Raw genomic sequence first — 16,484 nt, 5'->3', positions numbered from 1 at the left:
CCTCCATGTTAATTTATTCACTGGTAAACATTTGGTGCATAATATATAAAGAGCGATCAACTTCTTTAACAATGACCATTATTCTACTGTGCAAAATACATGCCAAATTGCTTTCACATGACATAAAAATAATTTGATTTAATCGAAAATTAGGAATAAGACCGCTGTTAGGGTTTTGTAATGTGTAATTAATTACTTAACGTTTATTTATTGCTTGATCTGAGAAATGGTTTTTGGGCGAATATGATGCCAGTTAACTTTGTCAGTGTCTCGACTTCGCTTCAGGATCGAATTGGACTCTTGTAAATTTCCTTAGTTGCCGACCCTGGCATATAAATTAGGGCTATGTCTGAGAAGACTAAAGGCGAAATATACATAGGGACTTCGGGTTGGGTCTATAGCCACTGGAATCGTATTTTCTATCCGGAGGATCTTCGACCAAAGGATCGACTTAGATATTTCTCTAATCATTTTAAGACCACCGAGATAAACTATTCGTTTTATCATTTACCTAAATCAACAACCTATGAAAACTGGTACAACCAAACACCGGATAATTTTGTGTTTGCAGTAAAGGCCAGCCGTTTCATTACCCACGTTAGGCGTTTAAAAGATGTGAAATCAGCATGGGATAGATTCTTGGAAAATACATTGAATCTGAAGGAAAAATTGGGTCCGATCCTCTTCCAGCTCCCCCCAAGTTTTAGAGCTACCAATGAAAATGTTAAAAGATTAGAAGAATTTTTACAGCAAATAGCGAATGAAGATCTAAGATTCGCCTTTGAGTTCCGGCATGAGAACTGGTGTGATGACGAGCTCTACAGGATGCTAAGAAAATATAATGTTGCATGGGTGATAGCGGATTCCCCCAGATATCCGAAGGCGGAGGTGGTTACGGCCGATCTTATATATATCAGGATGCACGGCTCTGAAAAGCTTTTTAGCTCGAAATATAATTCTGAAGAATTAGGAGATCTGGCTGATAAGATAAAGATATGGAATTCCAAGGGCTTTGATATTTATACATATTTCAATAATGATTTTCATGGATATGCGATTGAAAACGCGAGAGAACTTATAGGATTAATCCGCCAATAATTGAAACGGCTTACGAGATTTCGGAAGTGGAGGACTGAAGTCCTCCGCTATGTGAAAAAACTCTTAAACGTCGGGCCGACCTTAAGATCGCCAAATTTATCACAGATTCATAAAATGTAGCCGTTTCAGGAACGGGCAATTAAATGCGTGTTAGTGAAATATGCGGATTTATTTTTGGTGCGTCCGGGGAATGCACCCTACATAGTTTTTGCAATGAAATGATTACAAATTCCCCTATTATGCTCTTGAATTCCCTGCAGCAATTAAATTATACAACCAAGCGAATATCGCACCTCCGATGAGTGCATCTACGAATCCCCATATGAGCCCTATTAAACTGCCTGCTGCACTGATGTTGTACCCGATGTATATTTTCCCGATCATCGTTTTCTCTCCAGTTGCTCCTCCAAATGCGATCATCCACCATGTAAGAACGAAAAGTCCAAGTCCCCATATTATCCCACATGTGAGCGCGAATGCTCTAGTGTTTAGTTTCATTTTTAATTCCTCCTGAATTTGATAGTTTTATCTTTCCCGTTTTAAAGTGCACTTGTTATGCCCTTGGTTTCAAGGAAGTTCCTCATCTTTCTCAAGGCTATTTTTTCAATTTGTCTTACCCTCTCTTTTGAGATCTTGAGTTCCTTAGAAAGTACCTCAAGTGTCAGGGGTTTAAGTTTCAAAAGTCTATTTTTAACTATATACTGCTCCCTCTCATTCAATGATTTAACCGCAATCTTTAAATTCTTTTTAACCTTTTCCTGTTCTTCAATACTCGAGATTAGCTCTTCTTGGCTTGCAGCCTGATCCTCAATAAATTCCATGTATGTAGCCTTCTCTCCAGTCCTGCTTACCAATGCGTTAAGTGACAGTTCCTTACCGATAATTCTCTGGTCCATTTCTATCACAGATTCGACTGGCACCTTAAGTTTCTTAGCGACAGCCTTGTATTCCTTATATGTGGGTTTTTCATCAGTAATACCCATCTTGAGCTTTGTTGAGCGGAGTTTATAGAATAATTTTCTCTGCGCTTCTGTAGTTCCGAGTTTTATAAGGCTATAGGTTCTAATAATGTAATTTTGAATGTATGCCCTTATCCACCATACTGCATAGGAAATAAGACGGTAACCCCTTGTTGGATCAAATCTCTGCACGGCCTTCATTAGCCCGATGTTTCCTTCTTGTATTAAATCCATGATGTTCATACCGTAGTCCTTGTATTCATTAGAAATCTTGATCACAAATCTCAAATTATGAGTAATCAGTTTTCTTGCCGCCTCTAAGTCTCCGTCTTTTTTATATTTCATAGCTAGGTTGTATTCTTCTTTCCGGCCGAGGATAGCATAATTTGAGATTTCTGCTAAATAGTGCTCTAAAGAGGTGGTAGGAACAGGAAGTAGCTTAGTTAAATTTTTTCTCGCACCTTCTGTTTCTTCTATTTCTTCATACATGATTCAAGTTTAAATAAGAAGCTTTTCTTATTATTGCGGTTTAAATTTTGTGTCAACTATTACCATTATTATCCAAGTAACAGCAAATCCTGAAGCAAATGAACGTCGAGTTGGTCTATAGAAAATCGTTATCAATATTTATATAAGAGAATTAGCTGTTCTCTTCTATCTACTCGAATAATCGCTCAAGACGAAAAGAATGAGATAATATTTTTTATTGAGATGATTATCAGAGAACATGTAGAATCAGCTTGAAATCCACATTTCTTTTAGATCCTTGGGTAACTGTGCGGCAACATCTTCTGCTTCGCCCTTGGTGATTTGTTCTTTAAGAACTTTAAAAACACCTCTTGCTGCTTTCTCCGCCATTTCTAATTCGTTTAAGTTACCGTCATGCATTATCATTTCTAAAAATTCGCGCTTGTGAAATTTTGTAACCCCTTTTCCCTCTTCTACTTTCCACATCTCCTTTAATTCCGAAGGGAGCTGGGCCCTTAAGTCTCTGCTCTCATTCTCTGTCAGTCTCGAGCTGAGTAGACTAAAAACTACTTTACAGAGTGCTTCACTCTCTTCCCTTGTGCTTATATTTGCATATTGCCGAAATCTTTTGAAGAATTCTAATTTGTCCATCTTTTTTCCAATCCCGTTTAAAGGTAATAAAATGTCATACGGCAAATTTTATGCCATTACTGAGAATAACTTGTGACAAGGTCCTCGGTAGTATGGAAATAAGCAGGTGGAAGCTATAAATCACTTTAGTACACCCTTTACGACCACATCTACGGCTTGTTCGGGTGTAAGTCCGTGAGCCATCAAGGTTTCGAGTTGTTTTTTATCGATACTTCCGATTGCGGCTTCATGTGTTACCTTTGCGAGAGGATGTGATACATTCACGATTGGTATTGCCTTTGCTATAGCTTTGTCTTTTACTATCTCCATACAGTCCATATGACCCCTAGCACCTTTAGCACTACCCTCTGTAATATTTATAACCTCTGATATTGCCTGATCCTCAATTGCAACCCTTGTTTTTATAAGTCCACGCGAATTCTCACCCGCAAGTAAAACCTTTTCATTGATTTTTATGACGTCATTGCCATGACCGAAAACCCTTGCGATTAACTCAGCTACTGCGTTTTCACCGACCTCAACTGAGTAATCAATATTAAGTCTTCCCACCTTTCCTGTAATTAGATTAAAATCTGCGAAATATTTGCCTCCCTTTCTAACCTTTATGATTGCCTTTGGTATAACCTCAGTACCCCCAAGGGGTCCATGATAATGATTTTCTGAGTATTTCATTTCTGCACCTTCTCCAATTTCTATTCTCCCATCCATAGTATGCTTTACCCTCTCAGCATTTGGAAATAGACAATGGGCAATAAATGAGGCAGAAGCATTCTTCTCAAGTTTCACGTCCATTTTGATTTCCTGTTCTCCCTTTTTATTAAGCACTCCAAAACAAAGATAAATAGGGCTCTTTATCTTGGAGCCTTCGATAACCCTGATATTTGCAATTACACCGCTAGGAGTTTCCTTTGCTTGAACATCAAGACCTTCTATTTTTCTCATACTCAATACACTGTGTCTACTTGCAAAAATACATGGAATATTCTTATCGGTAAGAATTCCCTTGTCCCCTCCGGACTCTCCGTAGGCGTTTAATAATTTTTGAAGTTCAAGCATACACACATAACTCCCCATCACAAACTATGCATCTTCTCGATTTATAATATTCCGTCACCCTTTCGGGTTCTCCAGAACAAACAATATGACCTCCGCATAGTAATGACGCTGCATCTGCTATTCTCGCTATCTCCTCCCTGTGTGTGATTAAGAGTACAGATGTCATTTTGCCCCGAAAAGCATCGATGACGTTTACGATGTCCTGGATTGAAAGCATATCTATACCAGAGTCGGGTTCATCGAGTATGGCAAATTTTGGATTTAGCGTAAGAATCGAAATGAGCTCAATTCTTTTTCTTTCACCACCGCTGAGTGTTTTATCGACCATTCTATCTATATAAAATTCTGGGTGCAGGCCCACAAGTTCGAGATAATAACGTGGGTCTATTTCTTTATTTCCGATTGTTAAATAATCTCTTACCGAAATTCCTTCAAATCTTACAGGTTCTTGCCATGCCATCGTGATTCCAAGTTTCGCTCTTTCGTGGGTCTTGAGTTTATTGATAATCCTTCCCTCAAATAATATCTCACCTGATTTAGGTATGTATCCTTCACACCCGATTATATTGTAAGCTAATGTGCTTTTTCCAGTTCCATTTGTGCCCAGAAGCGCATGGACTTCTTGAACATCGAAAGTGATGTTGATGTTGTCGAGAATTCGCTTATTTCCTACTTCGCAAGTGAGATTTTTTATCTCCAGAAGAGCGTTTTTCTTTTTAATTCCGAGCACCTCTCGTATGATTTACAACAACCCTTTTTTCTTATTGAACAGCGTCGTTTCAAGCGTTGAAAAAGGAAGTAAAATTAATTAGATACGATAATCGAGAAAAGGGGGTCAAGAGGCAGAATCGCTTCCCACGATTGCCGATTTTACTAGCGTTTTGGGTGCTTCTTAAGTAGCCTCTGAATTTATAATCTGGGTCCCTCTTTCTCAATTATGCTGGCCACGTCGCCCATCTCTTTACCAAGAAGATAAATAATATCATCAAGCGTGATTATGCCTTGTAAATGACCATTGATATCTACAACTGGGAATCTTCTCATACCGCTTTCCCTAGTCTGCTCGAGTGCTTCAAACAGACCCATTCTCTCATCTAAAGTAACGATATTCTTCGTCATCGCCTCTTCAACTGGAACGTTTTCGGGATTTAGGCCTCTATTTACCACCCTCAAAAGAATATCTCTATCCGTTACTAAACCAATTGGCTTAACTGATTCTTTCTCAACGACAATCAAACTTCCTATATTTTTCTCTTCCATGAGTTGCGCCGCTTTCTTAACCGATGTTCCGAGATTTACACAAACTACCTCTCTACGACATAGATTTCTAAGACTCATTAGACATACCTCCTTGCTATTTGAATTCTGCTAAAATTCTTTTCTACATTTTAATATTGAATACCGTTGCAAGGCACGTACCAAAGAATTTCCTATTCATAATAAGCTGAAGTATTTAAGAATTTCATGAATCGAAACTGAGAGTTATAAGAATCTTGACGTCAGAATCTAGGACATCTGTCAATCTAATCTTGGATTAAGGCATACCCTTTTTTTAAAAATGGCTTGGCTTATAGATTTGGTAATTGAGAGCGGTTAATCAATTTATATGGCAATCATAATGACCAACATTTAATCATTAAAAAAGACTCTAGCCTAAAGCGCTGAACTTATGGTCGCCCAAAATTTAAGATTTTAGCTTTTAAACTTGCGACTATGACTCTTTATTTGAGCCCAACTCCATCTATGCAGGTGCCACAGTAAGGGCATTGAGAGTTTTTAATATGGTTTTTAAGTATAGAGAAGCCGTATCTTTCAATAAGGACTTCTTTACAATTATAACAATAGGTGTTTTCACCACCCTCTCCCGGCACATTTCCTTCATAGACGTATCGAAGCCCTGCAGATAAACCGATGTCTCTTGCTTTACGTAATGTACTGATTGGTGTTATTGGTTGGTCAATAAGTTTATAAGCCGGATAAAATTGACTTACGTGCCATGGAATTTCCACTCCAACACCCTTGATGAATTCTGCTACTTGTCTTAATTCCTCATCTGAATCATTATGGTTAGGAATTATGAGCGTAGTAACCTCGATCCAAATTCCAAGGCCCTTATAGGTTTTTATGGCGTCCAGAACAGGTTGCAGGTTTGCTCCGCATATCTTCTTATAAAACCTCTCGTTGAAACCCTTCAGGTCTATGTTAGCTGCATGCAGATAAGGCTTGATGCCGGTTAGTGCCTCATTTGTTATGTAACCATTGGTGACGAATACATTCTTAAGACCCTTTTGAACGGCAAGTTTTGCGGTATCAAAGGCTAACTCATAAAAGATTGTTGGCTCAGTATAAGTGTATGCTATTGTTTCACAGCCAGAAGATATGGCCGATTCAACGATTTGCTTAGGTGTCACTTTTTCACCGGGGATTGTCTCCTCAAGCATTGGGCAGATAGGTTCTGGCTCCTCACTTTCTATTACTTTTTCATGCCAGTGAATACCCTTTGGATATTGTGAAATCTCAAAATTTTGACAATAGAAGCACCGAAAATTGCAGCCAACTGTTGCTATTGAGTAAGCTCTTGAGCCAGGATAAAAGTGAAAAAGGGGCTTTTTCTCGATCGGGTCTAAGTTGCGTGTTATCACCCTCTCATACACAAGTGTATATAATTTCCCACCATGATTTATTCGTACTCCGCATACACCTCTCTTACCTTCTCTTATCTCACAAAAATGACTACAAAGCCTGCAAAGCACTTTGTTATCATCTAATCTTTCGTAATACGAAGCTTCTTTCACGTTTGATATTAATTACTCCCTCTTGAGTTTTTAATCAGATCGATAGCTTTGATCCTGTATATTCTGAGGAAATTGTCAGGAATAGTTTTTAGCACCCGGAAGATGCTTAATGTGAACGCCCGATTCACTTTCTCTGAGTTTTTTTGTCAACTTTTCAAAATCACAACCCATAAGATAGCGATAGAAGGTATTTTTGCTTTTATCTGTAGCTATGCCAACAAGACCTCCTTTTTACTCAAACTTTTTGATAGTTTCATCTACTATGCGCCACAGGCCCTAAAGTGCAAGAATGGTGCCGGGAAAGAGCTCTATTGTTTATCTAAAAGGATTAACCAATAAGCTTTGGATTTAGTACAAGTTTTTAGAGGACCTTATGTCTAATAAAGCTATTGGCGATACTCGGTATGACTAAAGTGAAAGGGTTCTAAGGCTCAGAAATAATTCAAGGTTTTAAATTAATTTTATTGTATTTGCCTGTCTTTAACTATTCTAAGCCGGAATATTTATGTCGACTCTTCCATGTTCCTGCCTAACTATTAAGACCGGACAGGGTGCGGTGAAAATCACCTTATGACTTGTGGTACCTAATGCAATTTCGTCTTTTTTCGTTTTTAGGCCATGAGATCCCATGATTATCAGGTCGATATTTTTCTCTTTAGCAAATGTATTTATGACACGCCATCTGGGACCTATGACTGTGTCTGTCTCCACTTTAAGGCCAGTTTTCAAAAAGTACTCCTTTTCCTTATCAATTTTTTTCTCCATCTGCATTTCCACTTCTTCAAAAAATATTTTTACTTCTTCGTCTAGCTCAGGGTATTCCAATGGCTCTATCGCATGAAGAATGTATATGACCGCGTCTAGTTTTTGACCTAGATAGATAGTGTAATCCCTTGCGTTTTCAGAGTATTCTGAGAAATCTGTCGGGAATAGTATTCTTTCGATGTTCATTTCTTAGTTCTCCGTTAGTTTTAGTGTTGGAGCAATATTGTCTCCTATTCTTAAGTTTCCTCAATCTATTTTGAAATTTCAAACAGGTTAATTAAGCCGTCTAGGATGTCCCTAACTGTCACTATGCCAACCAGCTCGCCTTTTTTATTGATGACAGGAAGGGCGTTAAATCTTCTTTTGCGAATTATTTTCGCTGCTTCGACTATTTTTAAATCATCTGTAACACTCACAGGGTTTTTGCTCATCACAGTACCAATGTTAACCTTTGCGTCCATTATATCCTCGGCGAGTGCCATTCTTAGGTCTCTATCGGTGACTATTCCCACTAGGTCACCGTTACTAACTACCGGAACCTGGTGAATACCATTATTAATCAAAACCTGGAAGGTGTTTTGAATGTTGTCCAGCGGGGAAACAGTTAAAGGGTTTTGAGTCATGAAATCTTTTACGCGCATTAGAATATCTCGTTCAAGGAATATAATTAGCAATATGAGTGCCAGCAAAGTTCGAATTGTTTTGATATATTCAAGATTCAAACATTGTCAGGTGTATGAAAATCTTACAGATTTTTATCGGCAGTCTAAATCAAAAACTGTTGTTTTGAGACCCCTTAGTCTAAGGTACTAGAAGGTTCGGGATTTCAGTGATAATAGTGATAATAGAGAACGGGTTCGAGCATTAGAAATTGGCAATCTGTGTATGCGTGCCAAAAACGCGGTAGTCGAAAGCAAACAAAAGTGCAAATATCGATAAGATTAAATGACATTTATTCCAACGGTCATCTTAAACAATTATTACTTACATTTGAGATCGGATCTGAGATACTACTCGATACTGAAATGTTTTAGTTTCCTGTATAGTGTATCTCGCGAGATGCCTAGAATCTCTGCGGCCTTTGATTTATTGCCCTGCGTTTGACGCATTGCCTGCTCAAGGGCAAATTTCTCAAGCTTTTCCAGTGAAAGCAGAGTATGCTCTGAAGCCTTTGTCTCCTTCCAAACGAGATGAGCTTTTAAATCTTTCTCGGTAATCATCTCCTTTTCTGGAGGAGATACGGCTATTATCCCTTCGAAAAGGTTTTCTAACTCTCTTATATTTCCGGGAAAATCATACTGGAAAATCGAGGATAAGGTACCTTCGGAAACACCTCTGATATTCCTCGAATATTTCTGATTAAATTTCTTTATGAAGTGCTCAATCAGTAATGGGATATCTTCTCTTCTATCTCTTAGCGGGGGGAGCTCCATAACTATCACGGCGAGCCTGAAAAAGAGGTCTTCTCTCAACGCATTGGTCTTCAAATCCTCCATAGCGCGATTGCTTGCTGATATGACTCTCGTGTCGAATGAAACTTCGGTTGTCTGGCCCAATGGTCTTACCTTACCTTCCTCGAGAACCCGAAGGAGCTTTACTTGAAGGTCCTTTGGCATTTCTCCGATCTCATCAAGGAAAATAGTCCCTTGATTTGCAGCTAAAAAAAGTCCATCGTGATCCTTCATCGCTCCAGTAAAGGATCCTTTCTTGTATCCGAATAATTCTGATTCCATGAGCTCCTTAGGTATAGCAGCGCAGTTTACTGGTATAAAGCGATGATCTTTTCTTTCGCTCTTTAAGTGTATTGCCTTGGCTAGAAGCTCCTTACCCGTGCCTGTCTCTCCAACTATAAATACTGGAGCATCGCTGCGTGCGGCTGCGGACGCCCTTTCAAATACCCTTTTCATTATCCTAGATCCACTTACTATCTCCTCGAATCCGTACTTTTCCGATACAATCTGCTTGAGCTCAGTTACCCGTTTCTCCAGTTCATATGTCCTTTTGATTGCCTCGAGCTTGTTCAGAAGGACGTCTTTGTCATAGGGTTTGGTTATGAAGTCCAAAGCACCATGCTTTATCGCTTCTACAGCGGTTGGAACTGTGCCATGTCCTGTGATGATTATTACCGATAAGTCGGGATGAATAACCTTTAGCTTATCGAGTAATGTTAAACCGTCCATCATTGGCATGACAAGGTCTAATAGGGCGACATTTAATTCTGATATAGTTGAAGCCTTTTCTATTGCGTCATTTCCAGAGTATGCGGTGATTACCTCATATTTTTTTCTTTCTAGTAGTTCTTTAACGGCACTCACCAATTCTTCGTCATCATCAACTACCAGGACTCTGAAGTTGCTCAATTTATAATCTCCTTGGAATAGGCGGGATTTTTATGTGAACACTGGTCCCCTTACCCTCAGTGCTTTCAATACTTATTTCACCGCCGTGGTCATGAAGAATTCTTTTCGCTACAGATAGTCCGAGCCCAGTTCCCTTGCCTGACGGTTTAGTACTAAAAAATGGTTCGAAAATGAGGGGGAGAATATCCTTTGGGATTCCTCCGCCTGTGTCGGTGATTATTATTTCAATGAAATTCTCTCGCATATCGTTTGTGACCTTTAGAGAGATCTTTCCTCCCTCGGGCATAGCGTCTATCGAATTCATTAACATGTCTGAAAAAACTAACTGGATTAAATCGACGTCAGCGAGAAGCCATAGATCATCTTCAACTGATAACTCAAGTTTTATTCCAGTTTTCTTACAAAGAGGTTTTACTATCTCAAATGCTTCTTCAATGATTGATGAGATTTTCTCGGGACGTTTCTCATTTTCGGGTTTGTTTGCAAATTTGAGCAGTCTCTGCATGATCTTCTGTCCATAAAATATCTGTCTTTCAATTGACTCAAGCTTTTCCATTATGCTTCTATATTTCTCTAGGCTTGGTATGTCTTCTTTTAGCATTTGCACCCTAAGTAGCATGGATGCAAGAGGTGTTCCCATGTGGTGTGCAACTCCTTCTGCCATCTTCCCGACAAATTGGGTTTTTTCGAGTTCAATGATTTTGTGTCTCAATTCTACTCTTTCCCTTATATCTCGTATTGTTTCAAAAAACATACCACCGTCTGATTGCATGTAGGATAAAGCGACACTTACTGCGATTCTTTCGCCGTTATTTAGTACCTTTTCCATCTCGTAATCCAATAATCTGTTTCCCTGTTTTACACTCTTAAGTATTTCATCGAATTTATTAATGTTTTCGGGCGGAATTATTTCCCAGACTTTTGTTAGCTGATTCCTTTCTTCATCACAAAACAATCTAGATGCTTCTCTATTCAGGATAACTATATTTCCTCGTTCATCATAAACCAAGACAGCGTCTGTCGTGTTATCCATAATGGATTTTAACTTCTCTTCACTATCTCTGAGAATTTGCTCTGACATTTTTTGCTCTGTTATATCTACTCCTGAGCTAAGGGTCCCGACTATTCTGCCCAGGTCGTCTTTTAAAGGAGAGTTATGCCAGGCTATTAGTCTCTCTTCTCCGGCTTTATTCAAGATTTTGTTTTCGTGGAATTCGAATACTCCAAACTCTCGTTTTAATAATTTTCTAAAAACTGTCCTGGTATCCTCTCTGGCTGATACCGGTATGAAGTTGTCAAACCAATTCTTACCTACGATTTCTTTTTCATCATATCCTAATAGCCTGCATCCATTCTTATTTATCATCGTTATTTCTTCATTTTCATTAATTGAAACAAGCATTACTTCTGCCACATCAAGATATTTCTGTGCCTTTTCCCTTTCCCTCCTTAATTCCTCTTCTGCAAGTTTACGCTTTGATATGTCAATCGCGGAGCTTAAGATCATTGTTCCCTCGTTTGAATGGATAATGCTAAGCCCAATCTCTACTGGGAATTCTGCCCCATCCTTTCTAAGTGCATAGAGGTTGCGTCCTTCACCCATAGGCCTGGCTGTTGGACTAAGTAGGAATCTTTTACGATATTCAATATGTTTATTACGAAAACGCTCCGGTACTAAAATCTCGACACTCTGTCCTATCAGCTCAGCACGATTATAGCCAAAAGATGTTTCCGCCTGAGAGTTTACGAGTCTTATCTTTCCCTCTTGATCAACCATCACTATAGAGCTTGGGGAAGATTCTACTACTAGCCTGAATCTTTCCTCTGCTTGTTTTCGTTCGGTGATGTCAAGTACAATTGCAACGAAAGCTTGTGTTCCGTCGAAGACCGAGGTTTGAAGATGGACTTCTACAGGATACAGCGATCCGTCCTTCCGCCTGTGAACAGCGAGAAATTCTATCTTTTCTTTCTTCTTAGTTCGTAGAGGCGCAATAAGTTTAGTAAAGGATTCGTGTGTAAACTCAGTATTGATGTCAATGGGTGTAAGGTGACACAGTTCATCCATCGAATAACCAAGGTTTATCCGTGCCCCTTTGTTCACTTTAAGGAAGCGCAGAGTATCGGCATGGAAGATGTAAATCTCGTTGAGTGATTCTTCAAGAATTCGACCGAGGTTAATTGTCGGTTCGTCCGTTTTCTTAATAAGATTTTCTGAATCTATCTGATCAGCAATTCTCTTCTCCATTTCTGCTAATTCTCTCAAGAGCTCTTTCTTAGTCTTATATGTATCTTCCATAACGGAGTCCCTCTAGGGGTAAGTAGGTTCTATTTGATTGTTATTAGTTCTTTGAGTTGATTCATTTAATATCATTTTAAATGTTTTAGAGTAATAATGTTATATTCTCTTACGAAGGACTATATATAATATCGATTAAAAGCCACAAATTTCTCCCCAAAAAGCTACTGTTATTAGCCTCGGGAGAATTTGATAGCGAACTAAAATGCCCAGCATCGATGATTTGTATAAAAGGAGCTTTATAAACTATGCAATCAGTGGTAATCAGTTATTTCCCACCCAAAATTATATTGTAGAATTCAAATCTGTTTGCCCATTCCTCTAGGTTGAATGATGCTATTATAAGGTCTTTTTTCTCATTAGTATTTTCATCTATTATGTAGCACCTGAGAACCGTCTCGGGTTTAAAGCCGTAATGCCCAATTATTCTTATGAAACTTATGTTATCGGGGGTGAATCGCACAATAACCTTCCGCATTCTCATTTGAAAGACCTCGAATAACAGGTGGTTAAACAACTTAGAACCAATTCCTTTCCCCCGATTTCGTGGATCTACGACTAGCTTTATCTCAGCTGCGTTGAGCCAAAAAAGGCCCTCTTTGTGAAGAGTGCCGGTCGCGATTATCTCATTGCCCCTAAGTGTGACTAACTTAAAAACTTTGCCGTATATATCGCTCATAAACCAATTTTCCTTGTTTTCCAGCTCTGAAAGGTCATCTTTGTAAATTAAGAGATCGGAGTTAGGGATATTGGAGAAAAATTCGAATAGACCTTCCCCATCGGTGTTTTCAGGAGGCCTTATCACCACTTCGGTATCATCTCTTAGAATAATCCTTTTTGGATACATCTCCATTTCTTTATGTCCTGAATTTGCAAATTACGTACCATATACAACTATCCTATTTTCTTGTGGCTTTTAATTTGAAAAGTTGACATTATTGTCAGATTGTCCGAAATATGTCAAAAAACGCGATTTTCATACTTAAATTAATAAATAATAGTTGTTGTGATAATCTAAAAAGAGAAAATTTTTAAGGAGAGTGCAAATGGAGCTTATAAGCTTAAAAATTCAGAAGCCAGAGGATATCAATGTCATTCTCGGTCAAAGCCACTTTATTAAAACCGTAGAGGATCTTCATGAAGCGATGGTAAATGCGGTACCTGGAATAAAGTTCGGGATTGCATTCTGCGAGGCTTCGGGGCCTTGCCTGGTTAGATACAGTGGTACTGATTCTGAGCTCATAGAGTTAGCCAAGGATAACGCCCTAAACCTTTCGGTTGGGCACTGTTTTATTATATTCCAGAGAACTTCCTACCCACTCAATGTGTTGAACTCGATAAAAAATGTGCCGGAGGTTTGCACAATATTCTGTGCAACACAAAATCCAGTTGACGTAATTATCGCGGAATCAGTATATGGCAGGGGGATTCTTGGGGTTATCGATGGTTTTAAATCTAAGGGAATTGAAACAGAAGAGGATATTGGTAATAGAAGAACATTGTTGAGAGAAATTGGGTACAAGCTTTGAAGTGGATGGTATCTCTTCGATCGTCCATGTTTATTAATGATAGTTTGACAATTAAACCTTGACTTTCTAAAGATTATATTAAGATAAGGTCTTCATTGTATAAGTGTTATATTTAATGTGTTCCATAAATAATATGTAGAATGTATGGTTTTCATACATATTACATGGGGTTCGAACCCTCCGCGATTTACTACTAATTATTCAATGACGATTACGATCAATTCCGAATGTGGCATGGGAATTGCAATTAGGTCAATAGTGTAAATACAAAAAACGGGAGGTAGTTATCATGGCTCTGATGAAATGGGCACCATCGAGAGAGATGGAGAGATTGTTTGAGGAATTTTTTGAAGATCCGTTATTACCAGGGTTTAGAAGAAGACTTCCAATGTGGAGAAGGTTTAGAGAATTAGAAGGGATCTCGCCGGCGGTAGATATGATTGATAAGAAGAATGAGATAGTTGTAAAAGCCGAGGTTCCAGGAGTTGAAAAGGATGATATAAATATCTCTCTAACGGATAACACGCTTACAATCAAGGGGGAGACAAAGAAGGAAAAGGAAGAAAAGGATGAAGATTACTATTACTCTGAAATATCCTATGGCAGCTTCGCAAGAACAATTACTCTTCCCGAGAAAGTACAGTCTGACAAAGTGAAAGCCAATTTTAAAAATGGCATACTGGAAATACATCTTCCAAAGTCTCCAGAGTCTAAGCCTAAAGAGATTACGGTCGATGTGAAGTAAAGGCTTAAAATGGTGGGACTTCGAAGAAGAGCCTCCTGATTCATTTGGATTATTATAATCGCACAGGCTACAAAAATTGTAAGCGTTGCGGGATTATAGTATTGATTTTAATCAAACGGAGGTGATAATAATGGCCAAAGAGGCAAACCCAAAACGCCCGAGGAGAAGAGCTACGCTAGGTAGTGAAGCACTTCAAGAAATGATAGGGAAGAAGGCTTACGAACTTTATGAAAAGAGAGGGAGAGAACATGGTTGTGAACTGGATGACTGGCTCGAAGCTGAGAAGATCGTGAAGAGCGCAAAGAAGAGTTAGAAAAGAAGAAACTATCTTAAAAATTAAATCTAGAGAATTTTTACGTTAGAGGAAGAGTTCAAAAATATATATAATAATCAAATTAAACCTGAATTAACGTAAACGAGAAGGGAGGATCATTCCTAATTGATTCATAAAATACTCTGGGCCACCGATGGTTCAAAAGACGCATCTGAAGCTCTTAAGTATGTGGAAATTTTAGCACTTAAATATAAAGCTGGTGTAATAGGACTTTCAGTAGTGCCTGACTACTATGGTGTGATAGAAGGTTTCCCTATAGAAGAGAAGAACAGATTTGTTAAATGGATGGAGGGATCTGTAAAAGAAAAGGAGAAGAAAAGGCTTGAGGGTATTGAAAAGGATTTCAGTGAAAAGGGACTAAGCTTCAAGAAAGAACTTGTGAATGGAATTCCGTATAAGGAAATATTGAGAGTTGCAACTGAAAAGAAGGTTAACTTGATCGCATTGGGAAAGGGAAGGGCGACTGAGAAATCTATTTTAGGTGGAACGGCGCTCAAGGTGCTGAGGAGGTCGAATATTCCGGTTTTAACTGCTAGGGAGGATTCAGGAAGATCGGGAATGAAGAGAATATTGGTCCCTACAGATCAGTCACGTGGTCTATATAGAGATTTCAAGTATGCGATTGAGTTATCAAAGTTGTTTGGAGCACGTATTTACATACTTAATGTCGTTGAGACAGGGGAACAGATGTTCCCACCCGAGATCGTAGAACAGATGAAGGGATTCTGCTTCAGAGAACTCAAGGAAAACATTGGCAAGGTAAAAATCGGTGAGAATATAGACGTTTCAGTAGAGGCTTCAAAGAATGCATGGAGTGGTATTGTTAAATTTGTGGAATCCAGAGATATTGATCTAATAGTAATGATGACCTATGGGGGTGGAAAGTTTAGAGACGAGTTTATTGGTAGTGTCACTCAAAAGGTCATACAGGAAGCGCCTTGTGCGGTATTAACAATTACCCCATATTCATAATCTATTCTAGGTGTATGTATTAAAAAATACCGTTTATTTATATTTTGTAATTTTGATAATCAACCACTCTTGATCTTTCTACTCTCAAGATTTAATTTTAAGATAGGCTATCTATTCGGAAAGTAATTATATAGAGGAAGAATCTTGTTAGAAATTAAAAGGGTTTTATGGGCAACCGATGGTTCAAAGGTGTCTGAAGAGGCCCTGAAGTATGCTGTTCTCTTCGCGGAGAATTTTGGTTCAGATATAATCGGTATCCACGTAATACCTAAGCCCGAGAAGCTACTATTCCAAAGCGAATTTCACGATTGGACGGTGAAGGTAGAGGAGAACCTAAAGTCAGAGCTTTCGTCTTTAGCTAAAACATTAGAGGCCAAGGGAATTGGCTTCGAGGGAATGGTTTCAAAAGGAATCCCCGGTGTCGAGATACTGGAATGCGCTCGAAGAGAGAATGCC

At 38.7% G+C, this 16,484-nt stretch carries 18 protein-coding genes; 6 read left to right on the top strand and 12 right to left on the bottom strand.

The window, feature by feature from the left end:
• The first annotated feature begins 345 nt into the window (after positions 1-345).
• Positions 346-1,098, top strand: coding sequence for a DUF72 domain-containing protein (locus VGA95_01410; protein HEX9665195.1), 753 nt, complete (start codon positions 346-348; stop codon positions 1,096-1,098).
• 237 nt (positions 1,099-1,335) lie between these two features.
• Here the strand turns inward: VGA95_01410 and VGA95_01405 are convergent, their stop codons facing one another.
• The 12 genes from VGA95_01405 to VGA95_01350 all read right to left on the bottom strand — a co-directional run bounded on the left by VGA95_01405 (position 1,336) and on the right by VGA95_01350 (position 13,301).
• Positions 1,336-1,596: a bacteriophage holin gene (locus VGA95_01405; protein HEX9665194.1), complete on the bottom strand. Its 261-nt coding sequence runs from the start codon at positions 1,594-1,596 to the stop codon at positions 1,336-1,338.
• A 41-nt stretch (positions 1,597-1,637) separates the two neighbouring features.
• On the bottom strand, positions 1,638-2,546 hold the full coding sequence (locus VGA95_01400) for an RNA polymerase factor sigma-32 (GenBank protein HEX9665193.1): 909 nt from the start codon (positions 2,544-2,546) through the stop codon (positions 1,638-1,640).
• 246 nt (positions 2,547-2,792) lie between these two features.
• Positions 2,793-3,176 (bottom strand): DUF2267 domain-containing protein, encoded by a 384-nt coding sequence (locus tag VGA95_01395; protein ID HEX9665192.1) that lies wholly within the window; start codon positions 3,174-3,176, stop codon positions 2,793-2,795.
• Between the two features lie 120 nt (positions 3,177-3,296).
• Positions 3,297-4,232 carry a SufD family Fe-S cluster assembly protein gene (locus VGA95_01390; GenBank protein HEX9665191.1) on the bottom strand — a complete coding sequence of 312 codons (936 nt, stop codon included), beginning with the start codon at positions 4,230-4,232 and terminating at the stop codon, positions 3,297-3,299.
• Positions 4,225-4,962, bottom strand: a complete 738-nt coding sequence (locus VGA95_01385; GenBank protein HEX9665190.1) for an ABC transporter ATP-binding protein — start codon at positions 4,960-4,962, stop codon at positions 4,225-4,227. Before VGA95_01385 ends, VGA95_01390 begins: the two co-directional genes overlap by 8 nt.
• 179 nt (positions 4,963-5,141) lie before the next feature.
• Positions 5,142-5,570, bottom strand: a complete 429-nt coding sequence (locus tag VGA95_01380) for a CBS domain-containing protein (GenBank protein ID HEX9665189.1) — start codon at positions 5,568-5,570, stop codon at positions 5,142-5,144.
• A gap of 383 nt (positions 5,571-5,953) precedes the next feature.
• Positions 5,954-7,027 carry an AmmeMemoRadiSam system radical SAM enzyme gene (gene amrS, locus VGA95_01375; GenBank protein ID HEX9665188.1) on the bottom strand — a complete coding sequence of 358 codons (1,074 nt, stop codon included), beginning with the start codon at positions 7,025-7,027 and terminating at the stop codon, positions 5,954-5,956.
• 489 nt (positions 7,028-7,516) lie between these two features.
• Positions 7,517-7,978: a universal stress protein gene (locus VGA95_01370; GenBank protein HEX9665187.1), complete on the bottom strand. Its 462-nt coding sequence runs from the start codon at positions 7,976-7,978 to the stop codon at positions 7,517-7,519.
• A 65-nt stretch (positions 7,979-8,043) separates the two neighbouring features.
• Entirely contained in the window at positions 8,044-8,433 is a 390-nt protein-coding gene (locus VGA95_01365) for a CBS domain-containing protein (GenBank protein HEX9665186.1), read from the bottom strand.
• A 369-nt stretch (positions 8,434-8,802) separates the two neighbouring features.
• Positions 8,803-10,152, bottom strand: coding sequence for a sigma-54 dependent transcriptional regulator (locus VGA95_01360; GenBank protein HEX9665185.1), 1,350 nt, complete (start codon positions 10,150-10,152; stop codon positions 8,803-8,805).
• 1 nt (position 10,153) lies between these two features.
• Positions 10,154-12,448, bottom strand: a complete 2,295-nt coding sequence (locus VGA95_01355; protein HEX9665184.1) for a PAS domain S-box protein — start codon at positions 12,446-12,448, stop codon at positions 10,154-10,156.
• 268 nt (positions 12,449-12,716) lie between these two features.
• On the bottom strand, positions 12,717-13,301 hold the full coding sequence (locus tag VGA95_01350) for a GNAT family N-acetyltransferase (protein ID HEX9665183.1): 585 nt from the start codon (positions 13,299-13,301) through the stop codon (positions 12,717-12,719).
• A 193-nt stretch (positions 13,302-13,494) separates the two neighbouring features.
• Between VGA95_01350 and VGA95_01345 the strand changes: the two genes are divergently transcribed.
• The 5 genes from VGA95_01345 to VGA95_01325 all read left to right on the top strand — a co-directional run.
• The gene (locus VGA95_01345; protein HEX9665182.1) at positions 13,495-13,977 is read left to right on the top strand and encodes an adenosine-specific kinase; all 483 of its coding nucleotides are present in this window, start codon (positions 13,495-13,497) and stop codon (positions 13,975-13,977) included.
• A gap of 289 nt (positions 13,978-14,266) precedes the next feature.
• Positions 14,267-14,722, top strand: a complete 456-nt coding sequence (locus tag VGA95_01340; protein ID HEX9665181.1) for an Hsp20/alpha crystallin family protein — start codon at positions 14,267-14,269, stop codon at positions 14,720-14,722.
• Positions 14,723-14,852: 130 nt separating this feature from the next.
• The gene (locus VGA95_01335) at positions 14,853-15,035 is read left to right on the top strand and encodes a DUF2934 domain-containing protein (GenBank protein ID HEX9665180.1); all 183 of its coding nucleotides are present in this window, start codon (positions 14,853-14,855) and stop codon (positions 15,033-15,035) included.
• A gap of 126 nt (positions 15,036-15,161) precedes the next feature.
• The gene (locus VGA95_01330) at positions 15,162-16,028 is read left to right on the top strand and encodes a universal stress protein (protein HEX9665179.1); all 867 of its coding nucleotides are present in this window, start codon (positions 15,162-15,164) and stop codon (positions 16,026-16,028) included.
• A 144-nt stretch (positions 16,029-16,172) separates the two neighbouring features.
• Positions 16,173-16,484 (top strand): universal stress protein (locus tag VGA95_01325; protein ID HEX9665178.1); only part of this gene is annotated, 312 nt, incomplete at its 3' end.

It is taken from the genome of Thermodesulfobacteriota bacterium, from assembly GCA_036397855.1.
Lineage (GTDB): Bacteria > Desulfobacterota_D > UBA1144 > Nemesobacterales > CSP1-2 > DASWID01.
The sequence above is the reverse complement of the archived record's forward strand: the minus strand, read 5'-3'. Positions and strand labels throughout refer to the sequence as shown.